General features: G+C 68.5%; 9 protein-coding genes and 2 pseudogenes. 9 read left to right on the top strand and 2 right to left on the bottom strand.

From position 1 onward, the window contains the following. From AC3WLN_RS17185 to AC3WLN_RS17145, 9 genes and pseudogenes are all read left to right on the top strand, one after another. The coding region (locus AC3WLN_RS17185; RefSeq protein WP_492483253.1) for a peroxidase family protein at positions 1-3424 on the top strand (3424 nt) is incomplete at its 5' end. A gap of 60 nt (positions 3425-3484) precedes the next feature. After that, positions 3485-5251 (top strand): type I secretion system permease/ATPase, encoded by a 1767-nt coding sequence (locus AC3WLN_RS17180; protein WP_492483251.1) that lies wholly within the window; start codon positions 3485-3487, stop codon positions 5249-5251. Beyond that, on the top strand, positions 5248-8523 hold the full coding sequence (locus AC3WLN_RS17175; protein ID WP_492483250.1) for a calcium-binding protein: 3276 nt from the start codon (positions 5248-5250) through the stop codon (positions 8521-8523). The genes AC3WLN_RS17180 and AC3WLN_RS17175 overlap by 4 nt, the downstream gene beginning before the upstream one ends. 23 nt (positions 8524-8546) lie before the next feature. Further along, on the top strand, positions 8547-9893 hold the full coding sequence (locus AC3WLN_RS17170) for an HlyD family type I secretion periplasmic adaptor subunit (RefSeq protein WP_492483248.1): 1347 nt from the start codon (positions 8547-8549) through the stop codon (positions 9891-9893). A gap of 166 nt (positions 9894-10059) precedes the next feature. Continuing rightward, positions 10060-10599, top strand: coding sequence for a methanogen output domain 1-containing protein (locus tag AC3WLN_RS17165; protein WP_492483247.1), 540 nt, complete (start codon positions 10060-10062; stop codon positions 10597-10599). Continuing rightward, a complete protein-coding gene (locus AC3WLN_RS17160) occupies positions 10589-11770 on the top strand; it encodes a sensor histidine kinase (protein ID WP_492483245.1) in 1182 nt (393 codons plus the stop codon). The genes AC3WLN_RS17165 and AC3WLN_RS17160 overlap by 11 nt, the downstream gene beginning before the upstream one ends. Then, complete coding sequence (locus tag AC3WLN_RS17155; RefSeq protein WP_492483243.1) at positions 11763-12437, top strand: response regulator transcription factor; 675 nt, start codon at positions 11763-11765, stop codon at positions 12435-12437. The genes AC3WLN_RS17160 and AC3WLN_RS17155 overlap by 8 nt, the downstream gene beginning before the upstream one ends. Before the next feature lie 378 nt (positions 12438-12815). After that, positions 12816-13091: pseudogene (locus AC3WLN_RS17150) on the top strand (DUF6894 family protein); the annotation flags it as partial. Positions 13092-13299: 208 nt separating this feature from the next. Continuing rightward, positions 13300-14242 (top strand): annotated as a pseudogene (locus AC3WLN_RS17145) (IS481 family transposase); the annotation flags it as partial. Positions 14243-14380: 138 nt separating this feature from the next. Here the strand turns inward: AC3WLN_RS17145 and AC3WLN_RS17140 are convergent. Next, positions 14381-15745 (bottom strand): cytosine deaminase, encoded by a 1365-nt coding sequence (locus AC3WLN_RS17140; protein ID WP_492483241.1) that lies wholly within the window; start codon positions 15743-15745, stop codon positions 14381-14383. A gap of 25 nt (positions 15746-15770) precedes the next feature. Beyond that, the gene (locus AC3WLN_RS17135) at positions 15771-16676 is read right to left on the bottom strand and encodes a LysR family transcriptional regulator (protein WP_492483239.1); all 906 of its coding nucleotides are present in this window, start codon (positions 16674-16676) and stop codon (positions 15771-15773) included. Positions 16677-16764 lie beyond the last annotated feature (88 nt).

Genomic DNA, 16764 nt, shown 5'->3' with positions numbered 1-16764 from the left:
CGGCGGTACCGGTGGGGGCGGCGGCTTCGCGCTCACCGCGGCGGACCTCGCCGGGATCAAGGCCCTGGTCACCGGGCAGCCCGTCGCCGGGGGCGACGACGACGCCAACGGGGCTGCCGGCGTGCGCCATCTCTCGGGCGCCGGCAACAACCTGGCGCATCCGGAATTCGGATCGGCCGACCAGCCCTTCATCCGGCTCACCGACGCGCATTACGGAGCCTTCGACCCGGCCGCGGGCAACAACGCCGTCAACCCGCTCTTCGCGGGCCTCGACCCGCGCGCCATCAGCAACGTGCTCGGAACCCAGGAGGCCGACCTGCCGCATCAGGCCAATGGCGCCAACATCTTCTTCATGGCGTTCGGCCAGTATTTCGACCACGGCCTCGACTTCCTGCCGAAGAGCTCGGCCAACGGGATGGTCGAAATCGGCGGTCCGGGCTCGGTGCGCAGCCCCACGAGCGACAACCCCGTCGACCTCACCCGGGGCGCGGTGGCCTCGATCGACGCGAACGGCATCCCGCAGCACCTCAACAAGACGTCGCCCTTCGTCGACCAGAACCAGGCCTACGGCTCGCATGAACTCGTCGGACAATTCCTGCGCGAGAGCAATGGCCACCAGGGCGTCGGGGCGCACCTGCTGGCCGGGCTGCCGGACCCATCGAACCCGGCCTTCAACCTGCTGCCGACCCTGCGGGCCCTGATCCAGCACCACTGGGAGGCCGACACGATCTTCCACGACGCCTCACTGCCCGGCGGTTCGATCAGCTTCCGGGATTATTACTCGCACTTCGCCACGCCGGGCCATGCCCCGGGAACCCTCGTCGACCCGGCGACCGGCGCCTTCGACCCCGGCATCGTCAGCGCCATGGCGGCCGACTTCATGGGCAGCGGGAACGCCCTGCTCCTCGACACGAACCCCTTCGTGAACCTGCTCGACCACTTCGTGGCCGGCGATGGGCGGGCGAACGAGAACGTCTCCCTGACGGCGATGCACACGATCTGGGCGCGCAACCACAACTTCCACGTCGACAACCTCGTCGAGTCCGGCTTCCAGGGCACGCCGGAGGAGGTGTTCCAGGCCGCCAAGATGATCAACGAGGCCGAATACCAGCGTGTCATCTTCACCGAGTTCGCCGACCATCTCATCGGCGGCATGAAGGGAAGCGGCTCGCACGGCTTCAATGGCTACGACGCGACCGTGGATGCCCGCATCTCCGAGGAATTCGCTTCGGCGGTCTATCGCGTCGGGCATTCGCTGATCGGCGAGACCCTGACGGTGCTCGGACCGGACGGCCAGCCGCGGCAGGTGCAGCTCGTCGATGCCTTCCTGAACCCGACCAACGAGGCGGGCGCCTTCACCGCCCCCCTCCCTCCCGGCTACGTCCCGCAGCCCGGCTACGCCCAACTCGGCGCGAACGCCATCCTCGCCGGGGTCGCCACGCAACCCGCCGAGGAGGTCGACTTCAACATCGTCGACGCGGTGCGCAACGATCTGGTGCGGATCAACGCCGACCTGTTCGCCTTCAACGTGGCCCGCGGCCGCGACGTCGGGCTCGGCACGCTGAACCAGGTCCGCGCCGACCTGCAGGCGTCGTCCGATCCCTACGTCCACGAAGCGGTGGGCTTCGCGGGCGACCTCAGCCCCTACACCTCCTGGGCGGACTTCCAGGCCCGGAACGGCCTGAGCGACACCGTCATCGCGCAGTTCAAGGCCGCCTACCCGGATCTCGTCCTGACGACGGCGCAGGAGCGGGCGGCTTTCGTCGCCGCCAATCCCGACATCGTGCTGCATGACGGGGCCGACGGTGCCAAGGTCGTGTCCGGCATCGACCGCGTCGACCTCTGGGTTGGCGGCCTGGCCGAGAAGCACATCAACGACGGCGTCGTCGGGCAGACCTTCTGGGTCGTCCTGCACGAGCAGCTCGACCGCCTCCAGGAAGGTGACCGGTTCTACTACCTCGACCGGTTCGACAACTTCGACTTCTACCAGAACCAGGTCGACGGTCAGAGCTTCGCCGACATCGTCGCCCGCAATACCGGCTTGACCGGCCTGCAGGAGGACATCTTCGCGGTCGACAACGAGGATGGGCAACCGGCCGGTGGAACCGGTGCGGGGACCGGAACGGGCACCGGGACCGACGACGGCACCGGGGTCGGTGGGGGCGGAACGGGAACCGGGTCCGGCGATGACGCCGGGACGGGCGGCACGACCGGTGGCAGCACCGGCACGGACGACGGAACCGAAACGGAGACCGGGTCCGGTGGAACGACCGGAAGCGGTTCAGGGCACGGTGCCGGATCCGGAACGGGTGCCGGAGGCACGAACGGCGGCGGTTCGGGCGGCGGCTCCGGAAGCGGTCACGGGGCCGGAGACCCTCCGTGCGACGACGAGCAGGAAACCGACGGGGCCGAGCATGGGGACGACGATCACCCCGGCGGCACCGTTCCGCCGGCCACGGGCGGCACGACGGGAGGGGAAACCACCGGCGGTGGGGCGACGACGCCACCGGCCGAGCTTCCGCCGAGCCTCGTGGCCGGCACCACCGGCGATGACGTCCTGTCCGGGACGCCCGGCCCCGACACGCTCCTCGGCCTGTCCGGCGACGACAACATCCTCGCCGGCGACGGGGCCGACGTGATCCGGGGCGGCGACGGGAACGACTTCGTCGATGCCGGCGGCGGCCGCGACGTGGTCTTCGGCGGGGCCGGCGACGACGACATCCTCGTGGGCGGCGGCGACGACATGGTCTACGGCGACGCCGGCGCGGATCGCATCCTCGCGGGGTCCGGCAACGACCTCGTGACGGCCGGGGCCGGAAACGACTCGGTGATCGGCGGCGACGGCAACGACCTCTTCGTGGCCGAGATCGGGGACGGAAGCGACAGCTACTGGGGCGACGAGGTCGGGGGCGGCACCGGCATCGACACCCTCGACATGTCGGCCATCACCGCCAACATCATGGCCGACCTCGGCACCGGACTCGCCGGACGCGGGAGCGTCGCCAGCAGCCAATCCGGGTCCGATACCCTCTGGGGTGTCGAGAACATCGTGACCGGGTCCGGCGACGACACCCTCACGGCCAGCGACGCCGTGAACGTGATGGATGGCGGCCTCGGTGCCGATGTCTACCGCTTCCTCTCGGCGGCGGCGGCGAACGGCGACACCATCGCGAGCTTCCAGCCCGGCGACAAGGTCGACCTCAGCGGCATCGACGCCAACCAGGGCGTGGCCGGGAACCAGGCGTTCACCCTCGCCTCGGGAGCGGCCTTCACCGGGGTGGGTCAGCTGCTGGTGACCCAGGAGCACCGGGCCGACGGGGACTACACCGTCGTGGAAGGCAACACCGGCGGCGATGCGGCCCCCGAGTTCAAGTTCAGCATCAAGGGAGCCCCGGCCGCGACGGCCGCGGACTTCGCCCTCTGACGTCCGGGGGGCCCCGCGCCGGGGCCCCTCCGGTTCCGCCGCGATCAAGGGGTATGGGACATGCGCTCCAGGGATCAGAAAAAGCTCGCCAAGAAGAGAAGCACCGAGGCGCTGACCCGGCATTTCGGGATGCCGTTCGTGTTCCTCATCGCGATGTCGGGCATCATCAACATCCTCGCCCTGACCGGGTCGTTCTACATGCTCCAGGTCTACGACCGGGCGCTGCCGAGCGGCAGCCTGCCGACCCTCGTCGGGCTCTCGACGCTCGCCATCGGCCTCTACGTCTTCCAGGGCCTGTTCGACGTCCTGCGCCAGCAGATCCTCGTGCGGATCGGGGCGCAACTCGACCGCCGGATCGCTCCCCTGGCGCAGCGGGTCTCCATCGACATGCCGCGCTTCGGCTTCTCCACCGCGGAGGCGATGGAACGCAGCCGCGACGTCGACACGGTCCGCGGCTTCCTGGGCAGCCCCGGGCTCGTGGCGCTCTTCGACCTGCCCTGGACGCCCGTCTTCCTCGTCTTCGTCTACATGCTCCATCCCTACCTGGGGGGGCTGACCATCGCGGGCGCCGTCCTCCTCACCCTCATCACCATCCTCACCGAACTGCTCACCCGGCGGTGGACGGGGGCGACCCAGCAGGCGGTGGTGGCCCGCAACGCCATCGCCGACTCGAACGCCCGCAACGCCGACGTGCTGAAGGCGATGGGATTCGCGGAGCGGGCCGTCGACCGGTACCGCCTCGCCAACAACGAGCACCTGGAACTCCAGACCCGAACGACGGACATCACCGGCACCTTCGCGGCCATCTCCCGGGTCCTGCGCATGATCCTCCAATCGGCGGTGCTCGGGCTCGGGGCCTACCTCGTGATCGGTGGAGAGCTCTCGGCCGGCTCCATCATCGCGGCCTCCATCACCTCGGCCCGTGCGCTGGCCCCCATCGACCAGACCGTGGGCAACTGGAAGGGCATCGCCGTTGCCCGCAAGGCCTTCGCGCGGCTGGCGGAGACCCTCGTCGCCCTGTCCGGCATCGACCGTCCGATGCCCCTACCGATGCCGGGATCGTCCCTCCACGTCGGGTCGATCACGGTCGCGGCGCCCGGCTCGGGGCGGGTGCTGCTGTCGGATGTCGCGTTCGAGCTCCAGGCCGGCCAGGCGCTCGGCGTCATCGGCCCGAGCGGGGGCGGCAAGACGACCCTGAGCCGGGCGCTGACGGGCATCTGGCCCATCCTGCGCGGCGGCGTCCGCCTCGACGGGGCCGACCTCTCGCAATGGGACGAGGACAGCCTCGGCCGGATCATCGGGTACCTTCCCCAGGAAGTCTGCCTGATGGATGCGACGGTCGAGGAGAACATCTCCCGCCTGGCGCAGGACGCCGACCCCGCCCTGGTGGTCGCCGCCGCCCGCGCCGCCGGTGTCCACGAGATGATCCTGCGGCTGCCCGACGGCTACCGCACCGAACTCGGCCCGTTCGGGACCGCCCTGTCCGGCGGCCAGCGCCAGCGCATCGCCCTCGCGCGCGCGCTGTACGGGAATCCGTTCCTGCTCGTGCTCGACGAGCCGAATTCCAACCTTGATGGCGAGGGCGAGGCGGCCCTGGCCGCCGCCATCCAGGGCGTGCGCGCTCGTGGAGGCATCGCGGTCGTGATCGCCCACCGGCCGAGCGTGCTGGCGGCGGTGGACACCATCGCGGTCGTCCAGGACGGCAGGCTGACCGCCTTCGGGCCCAAGGAGGCCATCCTCGGCAAGGCCGTGCGCGACGCGTCGGCCGGAGCCGATCCTACAAAGATCACTAGGGAGCGCTCCACCATGGAGCGGGTGCCGGCATGATGATCGAGACGAAGGGTACGAAGACCGGCGAGGCCACCGAGACCGGAGCGCAGACATACGCGCTGAAGGAAGCCGCCAGGTCGTCGGCGACGCCGTACTACCTGGCCCTGGCCGTCGCGGCCGTGGCCGGATACCTGAAGTCCCTCTTCCACACCCCGGTGCACGCCGAGCCCGAGGCCAGCGCCGCCGGGCCGGAGGCGAAGGCCGCGCCCAAGCTCATCGTCATGGCCGCGTCGGACGTGGATGCCGGCGAGACACCCGACGAGCACCGCCTCCCGGGGTCATCCGGAATCGTGCTCCAGGCGGAGATGCCCTCACCGGAGTACGAAGCCTCCCACCTCCAGGCGCATACGCTGCATTTCGCCCGGCACGACCCCCAGCCGAACCTCAACGACTTCAAGGCGTCACCGGTCATCCCGCGCCCCATCAACGACAATGCCGACCGGGCGCCCGCCGCCCGGATCGGTGGCGGAGGGCGGGGCCGGCATCGGGAGGATGGAGACGGGGAAGCGGAATCCGGGAGCGCCGATGATCACGTGACCCGACCGCCCGGCGGGTTGGGCGGTACCGACGACCTGCCCGGCGGCGGCAAGGACCGGCCGGCGGATGCGGATCGTCCTGCGGGACAGGATGCCGCCGGTCCCGGCAAGCGCCCTGAGGCCGACGGGGACAAGGCGAGCGGCCCGGGCCGCTCGCCGACCTCCGGGGATTCTGTCGCATCCGGGGACAAGTCGGGAACCGGCTCCGGGGGCGTCGCACCCCGTCCGGTCTCGATCGATGACGGGGACGGCTCGGCCGGCCGGCGCAACCGCGCGCCGACCTCCAGCGGCACGGTTCACCTCGCCGACGTAGCCGCCTGCGCGCTGCTGCCGATCGCATTGTCGGACCTTCTCAGGAACGCGGAGGACCCGGACGCCGACAGCCTCTCCGTCCGTGGCGTCACGGCCTCGGCTGGATCGCTGACCCGCGCCGGCGACGGCTGGGTGTACGACGCCGATGGCCTGGGGCCGGTCACCCTCACCTACGAGGTCACGGACGGCGAGCTCTCCGTCGCCCAGACAGCGGTCTTCAACGTCGTCGAACACGAGCCGATGGTCGGCACGGACGGCGACGACCTCCTGCTCGGAACGCTCTGCGCGGACGAGATCGACGGCCGAGGCGGCAACGACAACATCGACGCCCGCGCCGCGGCCGACGTCATCGACGGGGGCGCCGGGGACGACCACATCGTCGGTGGCGCGGGGGACGACGTGATCCTCGGCGGCGACGGGAACGACGTCGTGTTCGCCGGGATGGGGGCGGATCGGGTCTCGGGGGGAAACGGCGACGACCGCCTCTTCGGTGAGGAGGGCGACGACATCCTGTTCGGCGACGCCGGTGACGACCTCCTCGATGGCGGAGACGGCAGCGATATCCTCGTCGGAGGGGCTGGGAACGATCTGCTCCTCGGCGACGGGGGCGATGATCGCCTCGACGGGTCGGAGGGTGCCGACGTCGCCCTCGCGGGTGCCGGGCGCGACGTCGTTTCGGGCGGCCTCGGGGACGACCGTCTGGAGGGCGGCGATGGCGACGACGTCCTCTCCGACGGGCAGGGACGGGACGTGGTCATGGGTCAGGACGGGAACGACGTCCTCGCCGCGGCCCTGGATGGCGAGGCCGACCTGTTCGACGGCGGTGCGGGGACGGATACGCTCGATCTGTCGAGCCTCGATACCGCTGTCGTGGTCGACCTGGCCGCTGGGACGGCCATCGGTGAAGGGGCGGTCCGCGACACGGTCGCGTCCATCGAGGTCGTCCGGGCCGGTTCGGGCGACGACGTCCTGACCGGGAGTTCGGCGGGCGAGACCCTTCTCGGAGCGGCCGGGCGGGACACGGTGTCGGGGGGCGCCGGCGACGATTTCGTCGACGGTGGAGCGGGCAACGATACCCTCGCGGACGGGACGGGATCGGACACGGTCCTCGGAGGCTCGGGCGACGACATCGTCCTGGTCGCACGGGACGGCGATGCGGACACCTACGACGGCGGCGCGGGGATCGACATCCTCGACGTGTCCGGCACCACGTCCGGAGTCGCGGTCGATCTCGAGGCCGGCACCTCGGAATCCACCGAGACCGGCCGCGACCGGATCGTGTCCATCGAGGACGTCCGGGGCGGCTCCGGTGCCGACACGCTGTCGGGAAGCGCAGCCGCCAACACGATCTCCGGCGGCGCGGGCCGCGACCACGTTTCGGGTGGGGCCGGGAACGACCTGCTCGACGGCGGCGACGGCGACGACACGATTCGCGACGGGGACGGCCACGACGTCGCGCTGGGCGGCCACGGCAATGACATCCTCATCGTATCGTCGGACGGGGAGGCCGACACCTTCGACGGGGGTGACGGCCAGGACGCGCTCGACCTGTCCGGGACGCGGGCGGGCGTCGCCGCCGACCTCCTCGTCGGCATGGCCACGGGGGCCGAGACCGGGCGGGACCTCCTCAAAGGTCTGGAGGCGCTGATCGGTGGATCCGGCGACGATACCCTATCGGGCAATGACGGGAGCAACCGCCTGGCCGGCGGGGATGGGGACGACCTGATCGCCGGACGTGGGGGCGACGATGTTCTCGATGGCGGCGCGGGTCGCGATACGCTCCTCGACGGAGCCGGGCGCGATACCCTGCGCGCGGGCGCCGGCGACGACCGCATCGTCCTCGCGCTGGATGGCGACGAAGACCGTGTCGACGCCGGTGAAGGCTCGGATACGCTCGACCTGAGCAGCGCGACCGGAGACCTGCTCGTCGACCTCGTCAACCACGTCGTTTCGGGCACCGAACTCGGGCACGACAAGGTGGAATCCGTCGAGCGGATCGTTTCCGGATCAGGCAACGACCGCTTCGTCATCGGGGATGACGACGTCGTGCTCACCGGCGGCGATGGAAAGGACGGCTACGTGCTCCTCCAGAGCAAGGGAGGGCCCGAGCCCACCCGCTCCGTACAGATCACCGACTTCTCGGTCGGGGATTACGTCGACCTCCTGAGATGGTCCCTCTTCGAGGACGGAGCGGGCGTCGCCGGCGACTCGCTGTCCCAGGCGATGGACCACGACGACGGCACCGTCTCGGGCATCCGCTACCGGGCCGCGCTCTTCGACGAGGGCGACGTGACCGTCATCTCGGCCGACCTCGACGGCAACCACTCCTTCGAGACGACCCTCGTCCTCGACGGTCACCACACCCTGCTCTTCGTCGAGAAGACGGCTGCGGCGACCCCGCCCAGCACGCCGATCCACTGATCCAGCCTTCGAAGGAGCGGACCATGAGTGCGCGAACCATCGGTGTCGATCGCCCCAAGCCCCTGGGTGGAATGGAGCTCGGCACGGAGCCTTCCTTCTCCGTCGCCCCTCGCATCGCCCTCGGCTTCGCGCTGGGCGTGGGCCTGCTGATCGGGGTCGGCGGATGGGCGGCGACCACCGACCTCAACGGGGCCATCATGGCACCGGGCGCGGTCACCGTCGATCAGAACGCCAAGGCCGTCCAGCACCGGGACGGAGGCGTCGTCGGCGCGATTCTGGTGCGGGACGGACAGGCCGTGACCGCCGGTCAGGTCCTCATCCGCATCGACGACGCCCAGACCCGTGCCGAACTGGCGATCATCCGGGGACAGTTGGTGGAGTTGTCGGCCAAGAAGTCGCGCCTGCTGGCGGAACGGGACGGGCTGCGCGCCATCGCCTTTCCCGCGGGTCTGTCGGACGGCGATGCGGAGATGCTGGCCATCCTCGACGGCGAGAGCCGCCTGTTCCGCGGCAACCTCGCCAGTCGCGACAGCCAACGCCAGCAACTCGAGTTGCAGATCGGTCAGGTGGCCGAGGAGATCGCCGGCCTGGTCAAGCAGAAGGACGCCAAGCGCGACGAACTCGCGATCCTCACGAGCGAGCACGGCAAGCTGCAGGGCCTCGTCGACAAGCATCTCTTCGAGAGTTCGAAGTTCCTGCCCATCAGCCGCGACCGGCACCGTCTGACCGGCGAGGAGGGGTCTCTGGAAGCCTCCATCGCCAGGGCCAAGGTGCGCACGAGCGAGATCCGGGTCCAGCTCCTCGCCATCTCCGACACCGCGCGCACGGAGGCCCAGAAGGAACTCAGCGTCGTCGATGCCAAGCTCGCGGAGCTGGGCAACCGGCGCATCGCCCTGGAGGATCGGCTGACGCGGACCGAGATCCGTGCCCCGGCCACGGGCGTCCTGCACGAGCTGAAGGCCTTCACGGTCGGAGGCGTCGTCACGCCGGCCGACGTGCTCGCGACCGTCGTGCCCGCGGACGCCACGCTGCGGATCGAGATCCGCATCTCGCCGGCGAGCATCGACCAGATCGGCGTCGGCCGCCCGGCCAAGCTCCGGTTCACGGCGTTCAACCAGCGGACGACCCCCGAACTGAAGGGGACATTGGCCTACGTCTCGCCATCGACGACACGGGGCGGCAAGGACGAGACGTTCTATGTCGGACACGTCGAACTCAACGAGGGGGAGTTGAACCGCCTCGGTGAACGGACGCGCCTGGTGCCCGGTATGCCGGTGGAGGTGCACGTCGCCACCGAGGAACGGACGGCCCTTTCCTACCTCGTGAAGCCGATACAGGATCAGTTCACGCGCAGCTTTCGAGAGCGATGATCGCGGGCGTGATGTAAATTATCCCAGTCCAACTTTTGATATGCAGTCGAAAGGCCATTTGACAGAAAACGTTTCAGCACTCGGCACTCGTACCACTCCAGACTTATTGATTTGTATACGTTTTTGTGACAAGGAGACTATAAAAATCGGAGAGGGGACGCGGCCGATGTGCCAGAAAGCCGTTGGCGCCACAAATTTCGCGAGCGCTTCGATCGGAATCGACCGGGAAGACTTCCTCGGCATGGTCTTCGGTGCCTTCGCCGGCGCCCTGGAAGATACCGTCGGCAGGTCGGAGGCCAGCGGCTTCATCGCCCTGGTCGGCATGGCCGTCTCGGATGAGATCAAGGCCCGATACCTTCGGGCGGTCGGAACCCCTCGACTGGACCTCGCGGCCACCGTCGACGCGATGATCGACCTCAAGCGGCGGTTGGGTGGGGACTTCTACGTCATCGAGGCGACGCCCCGGCGCATCGTCCTCGGCAACCGGCGCTGCCCTTTCGGCAAATTGGTGAAGAGGTCCCCGTCGATGTGCATGGTGACCTCGAACGTCTTCGGCCACATGGTTGCGGAGAGCCAGGGATATGGGCGAATCACGCTCACCGACACCATTGCCCGTGGCGCCAAGGGCTGCCGGGTCGTCATCGACCTCGACCCCGATGCCCCCGATGAGGGAGGACAGGACTACTTCGGAAAGGATGCTGCCTAGATCCGATTTCGACGCGCTGTTCGAGTTCGTTCCGTCGCCGTTGCTGGTCGTTCGGCCGGGCGGGGAACTCGAGGCCGCCAACGCCTCGGCGCGCGAGGTGTTGGACGGTTTGCGGATCGGCGATGTCCTGCCCGTCCAGGAAGCCACCGAGCTGGAGTTCCGGCGCTATCTCGGCCGTTGCGCCTCCTCCGCCGCCACGCTGCCCGGCACACTGTTCCTCCAGAGCGACGGTGGGACCGTCGAGCGGCATGCCTGCCATGGGACGCGTGCCCGGCTGAGCGGCTGCACGGGTCGCCCCCTCGTCATGCTCCATCTGGACGGATTGGGGCTGGGGCGTCGGTTCGGCATCCTCGCCTCCAAGCTCCACGATGCCAGACGCGTCATGCTGGAGCGCCGGCGGCGCACGCGCGAGATGCAGACGCTCCTGCGGGAACGGGAGGACATGCTGGTTCGCCTGGAGTCGGACGCGGCGGCGCGCCTGGCGGCCGAACGGGAACGCGACGAGGTGCTGACCCGGCTCTATCGCGCCGGCCAGGACGAGCGTCGGCGGCTCGCGCGCGACCTCCATGACCATGCGGGTCAGCATCTGGTCGCCCTGAACTTCGGCTTGCGGCGCCTCCTGCCCTACCTCTCGGATCAGGACGGACGTTCCGAGCTTGACCGTCTACTCGATCAGGCGCAGGCGGTGGGACAGGCGCTGCGCCGCGTCACCCTGGAACTGCGACCGGCGGCCCTCGACGAGTTCGGCTTCGTGACGGCTTTGCGCTACCTCGTGGAGGAGTGGACCCGCACCACGTCGATCGTGACCGAGCTGCAGGTCAGCGGGCAGGAACTCCACTTGCCCTCCGAGCACGCCATCACGCTGTATCGCATCACGCAGGAAGCGCTCACGAACGTGGCCAAGCATGCCGGCCGGCCGAGCTACGTCTCGGTCGTCCTCCTGTTCGGCCCGGGCCGGCTCACCCTCACGGTCGACGACGACGGCCTGGGCTTCGAGGCCGACGGCTCCTCGACCCATGCCCTGGTGTCCGACGGCAAGCTCGGACTGATCGGGATGCGCGAACGCATGTCCCTCATCGGGGGCGGCCTGGAAATCGAATCCTCGCCGGGCCAGGGGACCTCGGTCGTCGCGCGGATACGTCTCGGAAAGGATGCTTCGGACGATGAATGACCAACGCCCCATCCGAATCGCGCTCGCGGACGACCATCCCGTGTTCCGGCACGGTGTCGCCGACCTTCTGGCGAACACCGGCGGGATCGAGATCGTCGCCTCCGTGGATACCGGACTTGACGCTGTGCAGGCGATATCGAACCTGTCCCCGGACATCGCCATCTTGGACTTCGCGATGCCGGACATAAACGGGGTCGCAGTGATCCGTAAGCTCGCCGAACGGCAATGCCCGACCCGGTCGATCATCCTCAGCGCCTACGAGAGCCGGGTCTATGTCGACCAAGCGTTCGAGGCCGGCGCGGGAGGATACGTCTTGAAGCGCTCGGCCTTCCTCAATATTGTCCAGGCCGTACGAGCGGTCGTTGCAGGCGGCATCTACGTAGATTCCGCCTTGCCGGTGCGCACTGTCGGCCATAAGGCGCCGATGGCCTGCCAGAGCCACGACGACATGCAGTCTCAGCTCGCCGACCGTGAGAGGGAGATTCTCCGCTTCGTGGCATTCGGCTTCACCAGCAAAGAGATCGCCAGCCACCTTGGTTCAACGCCGAAGACCGTCGAAACCCAGAAGTCCCGGGCATGCGGCCGGCTGGGCATCAACAGCCGCGCGCAAATCGTCCAGTTCGCCATCATGCAGGGATGGCTCCAGGGCTCAATCCCCGTTCAGTGAGGATCGTTGATGAACCGTTGCGACCCCAGTGGGATAGGAGGTCCGCGCAGTGCGTGATGCCAAGACTTGGACGAAGGGGATCGGGGTGCTGGAATAGCATCCGCGTCTCGACTGAGCTCCGTATCCTCAAGGCTGCATTCACCCAGCGACATGCAAACTTCAGAGTATTTTAAAATTCGTCTTGTATCTAAGCAGTATGTATCGCCGGCATATGGCGATTAATTTGAATTTCTGCGCAGGCGAGCTTATGCCAGTGTCGGACTCCGTACACTACTACCTCTCGTGCCAGTCGGATGCTGGCCGTTGGTTCCCAGGGGCAGAAATCGCCCGCCACCACGTGCGGATGGCGCTGTGCCTCGCTAAGACTTCGACACTCAGGACCACGAGCTGACGCCCGATGACGAAGGCATCGAGTTCGCCGACGTCCGAGACGCAGCCATGCACGTCATTGAGGCATTGCCAACAATCGCGGCCCGCGAGACTGAGGACGACTTTGGAACTCGCAATTCTCTCGTTGTATTGATGCGCGATGACAGCAGCTCAACGGTCTATTCGGCCAAATTGACATTGGTCGGCACTTGGCTGGTGAGGTGCGCAATGCCGCCCGCGTCGCCCGAATGGGCGAAACAGGTCGAGGGTTCGATAAGTCATTGACCCGGCGATCATAATTGGATCGCCAACTTCATCGATATTGGCCCGGTTTTTGGGGTCGGGGGCCAGGACGGCGAAGTAGATCATGCGGCATGTTGATACCCATACAATATATTAAGGCACTTCGGCGCCTTCCCAGACCTAGCTGTTTGATCCTGCGGTGTATTGGTACGGTTGACCACCATGCTGCGGGGGCTTCGCGAGGGGCCAAATTCTGCACGGCAGCGCCCGCACGACGGAGGCGGTCCGTCGTGCCATACAGCGACGTCAAGAGAGCGGGAGAGCCGCCGCCAGGCGCTACGGCGTCGGCCCGACGACGATCCAGAAGTGGCGAACTCGGCAGACGACAGCCGATGCCGCCATGGGGTCGAAGGCGCCGCGCTCGACGGTCCTGACGCCGGAGGAGGAGGCGATCGTCGTCGCCTTTCGGCGGCACACCCTGCTGCCGCTGGACGATTGCCTCTACGGCCTGCAGCCCACGATCCCGCACCTGACCCGTTCCAGCCTGCACCGGTGCCTGCAGCGACACGGCATCAGCCGCCTGCCGGAGATGGAAGACGACAAGCCCGAGAAGAAGCGCTTCAAGTCGTATCCGATCGGCTCCGATCGGCTACGTCCACATCGCTATCGCACAGGTCAGCTCCGAAGAAGGCAGGCTGTCCCTGGTCGTGGGGATCGATCGCACCAGCACGTTCGCATGCGTTCGTCTGGTCGAGAGTGCCGGCAAGATGGAGGCAGCGCAGTTCCTGCGCGATCTTATCCTGGCGGTCCCTTACCGCATCTACATCGTCCTGACGGGCAATGGTATTCAGTTCGCCAACCGCAAGAAAGATACCAATGCCTCCGCGCACATCTTCGGCCGCGTCTGTGCCGAAAACGACATCGAGCACCGGCCGACCAAGGTGAACCATCCCTGGACCAACGGTCAGGTCGAGCGGATGAACCGCACAAGCCAAGACGCGACGGTCAAACGCTACCACTCCAATCGCCACGATCAGCTCAGGGTCCACCTCCAACTCTTCGTCGATGCCTCCAACCACGCCCGCCGGCTCAAGACGCTACGCGGCCTCATACCCTACGAACGCATCTGCCAAGCTTGGACCAAAGAACCCGAACCCTTCAGGGGCAATCCGGCACACCTCATCCCGGCACCGTACACCTGGGCCCCTCTCGAAAGAGAAGCCTCTCAAACTACTCGGATTTTACCCCGCCCGCATCAGCACGACGCCGACGCTCCAGTGGATGGTTTCGTCACCGCCCTACACGACTTCATCGGACACAACATCGGCCGATCACCAGGACGGCGCTTCGCCGGCGAGATCCTCGTAGGGCGGGGGTGCGCTTCGCGAGACGCGGCCGCGAGCGATGACGAGCCGGTCGGCGTGCGAGCGGGCCACCACCTCGTTGAGGTTGCGGGCGGCCAGCAAGATCAGGTTGGCGGGAGCGCCCGCCGCGATGCGTCCAGCCTCGGGCAGACCCATCATCGCTGCGGGCACCGGACCGGCAAGCGCGGGGGCATCGCCGAAGGGATGGTCCAGATGGAGGATACGGACGGCCTGGCGCAGGGTGTCGAGCATATCGTGGTCGCCGTAGGCGTAGAAGGCATCGCGGCAATTGTCGCCGGCCACTGCGACGGGCACCCCCGCGGCGCGCAGTTCCTGCACGGGGGCGACGCCGCGCCAGCGCGGCGTGCGCCCGCGAAAGCGGTCCTGCAGGTACATATTGACCGTAGGCAGGGTGACGATCCCGATCCCGGCCTGCGCCACCCTGGCGATGGTGGCCGCCGCCGTCTCCGGTGCCTGGAGCGCGAGGCTGCAGCAATGGCCGCAGGTGACGCGCCCCTCGTAGCCGTGGCGCAGCGTTGCGCGGGCGACCGCGTCGAGGGAGGTGGCGGCCGGATCGCTGGTCTCGTCGACATGGAGGTCGATGTCGAGGTCGCGCTCGGCCGCGAGGCGGAATAGGTGATCGAGCAGTGCATCGATCTCGGCGAGCCCCGCGCCGTGGACGCCGCCGGTCGGCCGGGTGACGCCGCCGATGAGTCCGCCCGAGGCCGCCACGAGATCGGCGAGGCGCGCGCCGTAGGCCCCCGCATAAGCGTCGATGGGCGTGAGCCCAACGCCCTGGAGCACGATCCGCCCGGCCCAGGCCTCGCGCATCTCGCGGAAGACCGCCCAGGTCACCTCTGCCTGATCGCGGTGGGGGCCGCCGGCCTGTGAATCGAGATGCGTGCGGATCGCCGCCACGCCGTGCGCCTCGGCGCAGCGCAGGCCGAACTCCATGCGCCGGCGCAGGTCGTCGGCGGTCCAGTGCGCTTCGCGGTCGGCCGTGGTGGCGTCGCGGGCGCCGGAAAAATCTCCGTCGGGGTTGGGTGTGCGGGCCACGGTGTGGCCCTTGTCGAGATGGGTGTGCATGTCGACGAGCCAGGGCCAGGCCTGGCGCCCGGCGAGATCGAAGACGGGGTCCGGGCCCTCGCTCGCGTCGGCCGGCACGACGCGGCCGAACCGTCCCGACTCGACGGCGATGTCGACGAGCACGCAGCCCTCGCCGTCGGCTTCCGCGCCCGGCGGCGTCCCCTCCGCGAGGAAGCAGGACGGCACCCGCGCCCGGCGGATGCGGTAGGTGGTGCCATTGGGAAGGCGCGCGAGGGTGGGTGGCATAGGGGGCTCTTTCAGGGGCAGCGCGTCAATCGACGGCGCTGTGCATCTCGAAGGCGGCCGTGATGCGTTTGGCCAGCAGATGCGCCGGGCCGCCGAGGGAAGCGCGGGCGCGCTGCATCAGGTGCGCCTTCTGGGTGATGGCGCGGGCATCGCTCAACGGAGTGAAGGCGAGGACTCCGCGGCGGATCTCGTCGCCGACATCCGACAGGTTCACGAACGTGATGTGCGGTGCGGTCATCGCCAGCCGCTTCATCAACTCGATGGAGTTGGTCTCGACGACGGGCGTGAAGGCGAGGCCCGGCGGCACCAGGAGTTCGAGCACGTCGCGCAGGGTCATGGAGGCATCCGCGACCACCAGGGGATAGGCGAGGCACTCGGCCATCCGCACGAGGTATCGCCCGTTCAGCGGGTGGTCGGGAGCCATCACCGCGCCGAGACGATGCTCGAACTCGGCGATGCAACTCAGGCGCGGGTTGGGCGGCATCTTGTAGGCCAGCGCCAGGTCCGCCTCGCCGGCGAGCAGCGCCGCGACGATGTCGTCGATGGGCAGCACCAGCACCTTGACGACGATGTGCGGGTTGGTCTCGCGGAACTCGCGGATCACCCCGGACAGCACGCCGGCGGCGAGGCTCGCCATGGTGACGATCGTCACCTCGCCGCGGGTCAGACCCTTCAGGGCGGCGGCCTGGGCGAGTGCCTGATCGTGGGCGCGCAGCGTATCGCGCACGTGGCGGATCAGGATCTCGCCGGTGGCGGTGAGGCGCAGGCCCCGCGGGAGCCGCTCGAACAGCGGCGTCCCCATCTCTGCCTCAAGGGAGAGGATCTGCCGGTTGATCGCGCTTGAGGCGACGTTGAGCCGCGCCGCCGCGCCGCGGATCGATCCGCTGCGGGCCACTTCGTCGAGATAGCTCAGCAGACGGTTATGGAGCATCCGGCCTTCACGCATCGGCGCCGCGCCTTCGGGTCCGGCCCGCGCAGACGGCGGACCCGGCTTGCAGGGACCTTGCCAGCGGTTGGAA

The organism is Methylobacterium sp. FW306-05-D (assembly GCF_058782155.1).
Note: the sequence above shows the minus strand (reverse complement) of the source record. Positions and strands in the feature narration are given on the sequence as shown.

Bases quoted from the DNA above. Each gene is read 5' to 3' on its own strand.
- AC3WLN_RS17180 (WP_492483251.1), top strand. From the start codon at position 3,485: ATGCGCTCCAGGGATCAGAAAAAGCTCGCCAAGAAGAGAAGCACCGAG.
- AC3WLN_RS17175 (WP_492483250.1), top strand. From the start codon at position 5,248: ATGATGATCGAGACGAAGGGTACGAAGACCGGCGAGGCCACCGAGACC.
- AC3WLN_RS17170 (WP_492483248.1), top strand. From the start codon at position 8,547: ATGAGTGCGCGAACCATCGGTGTCGATCGCCCCAAGCCCCTGGGTGGA.
- AC3WLN_RS17165 (WP_492483247.1), top strand. From the start codon at position 10,060: ATGTGCCAGAAAGCCGTTGGCGCCACAAATTTCGCGAGCGCTTCGATC.
- AC3WLN_RS17160 (WP_492483245.1), top strand. From the start codon at position 10,589: ATGCTGCCTAGATCCGATTTCGACGCGCTGTTCGAGTTCGTTCCGTCG.
- AC3WLN_RS17155 (WP_492483243.1), top strand. From the start codon at position 11,763: ATGAATGACCAACGCCCCATCCGAATCGCGCTCGCGGACGACCATCCC.
- AC3WLN_RS17140 (WP_492483241.1), bottom strand. From the start codon at position 15,745: ATGCCACCCACCCTCGCGCGCCTTCCCAATGGCACCACCTACCGCATC.
- AC3WLN_RS17135 (WP_492483239.1), bottom strand. From the start codon at position 16,676: ATGCTCCATAACCGTCTGCTGAGCTATCTCGACGAAGTGGCCCGCAGC.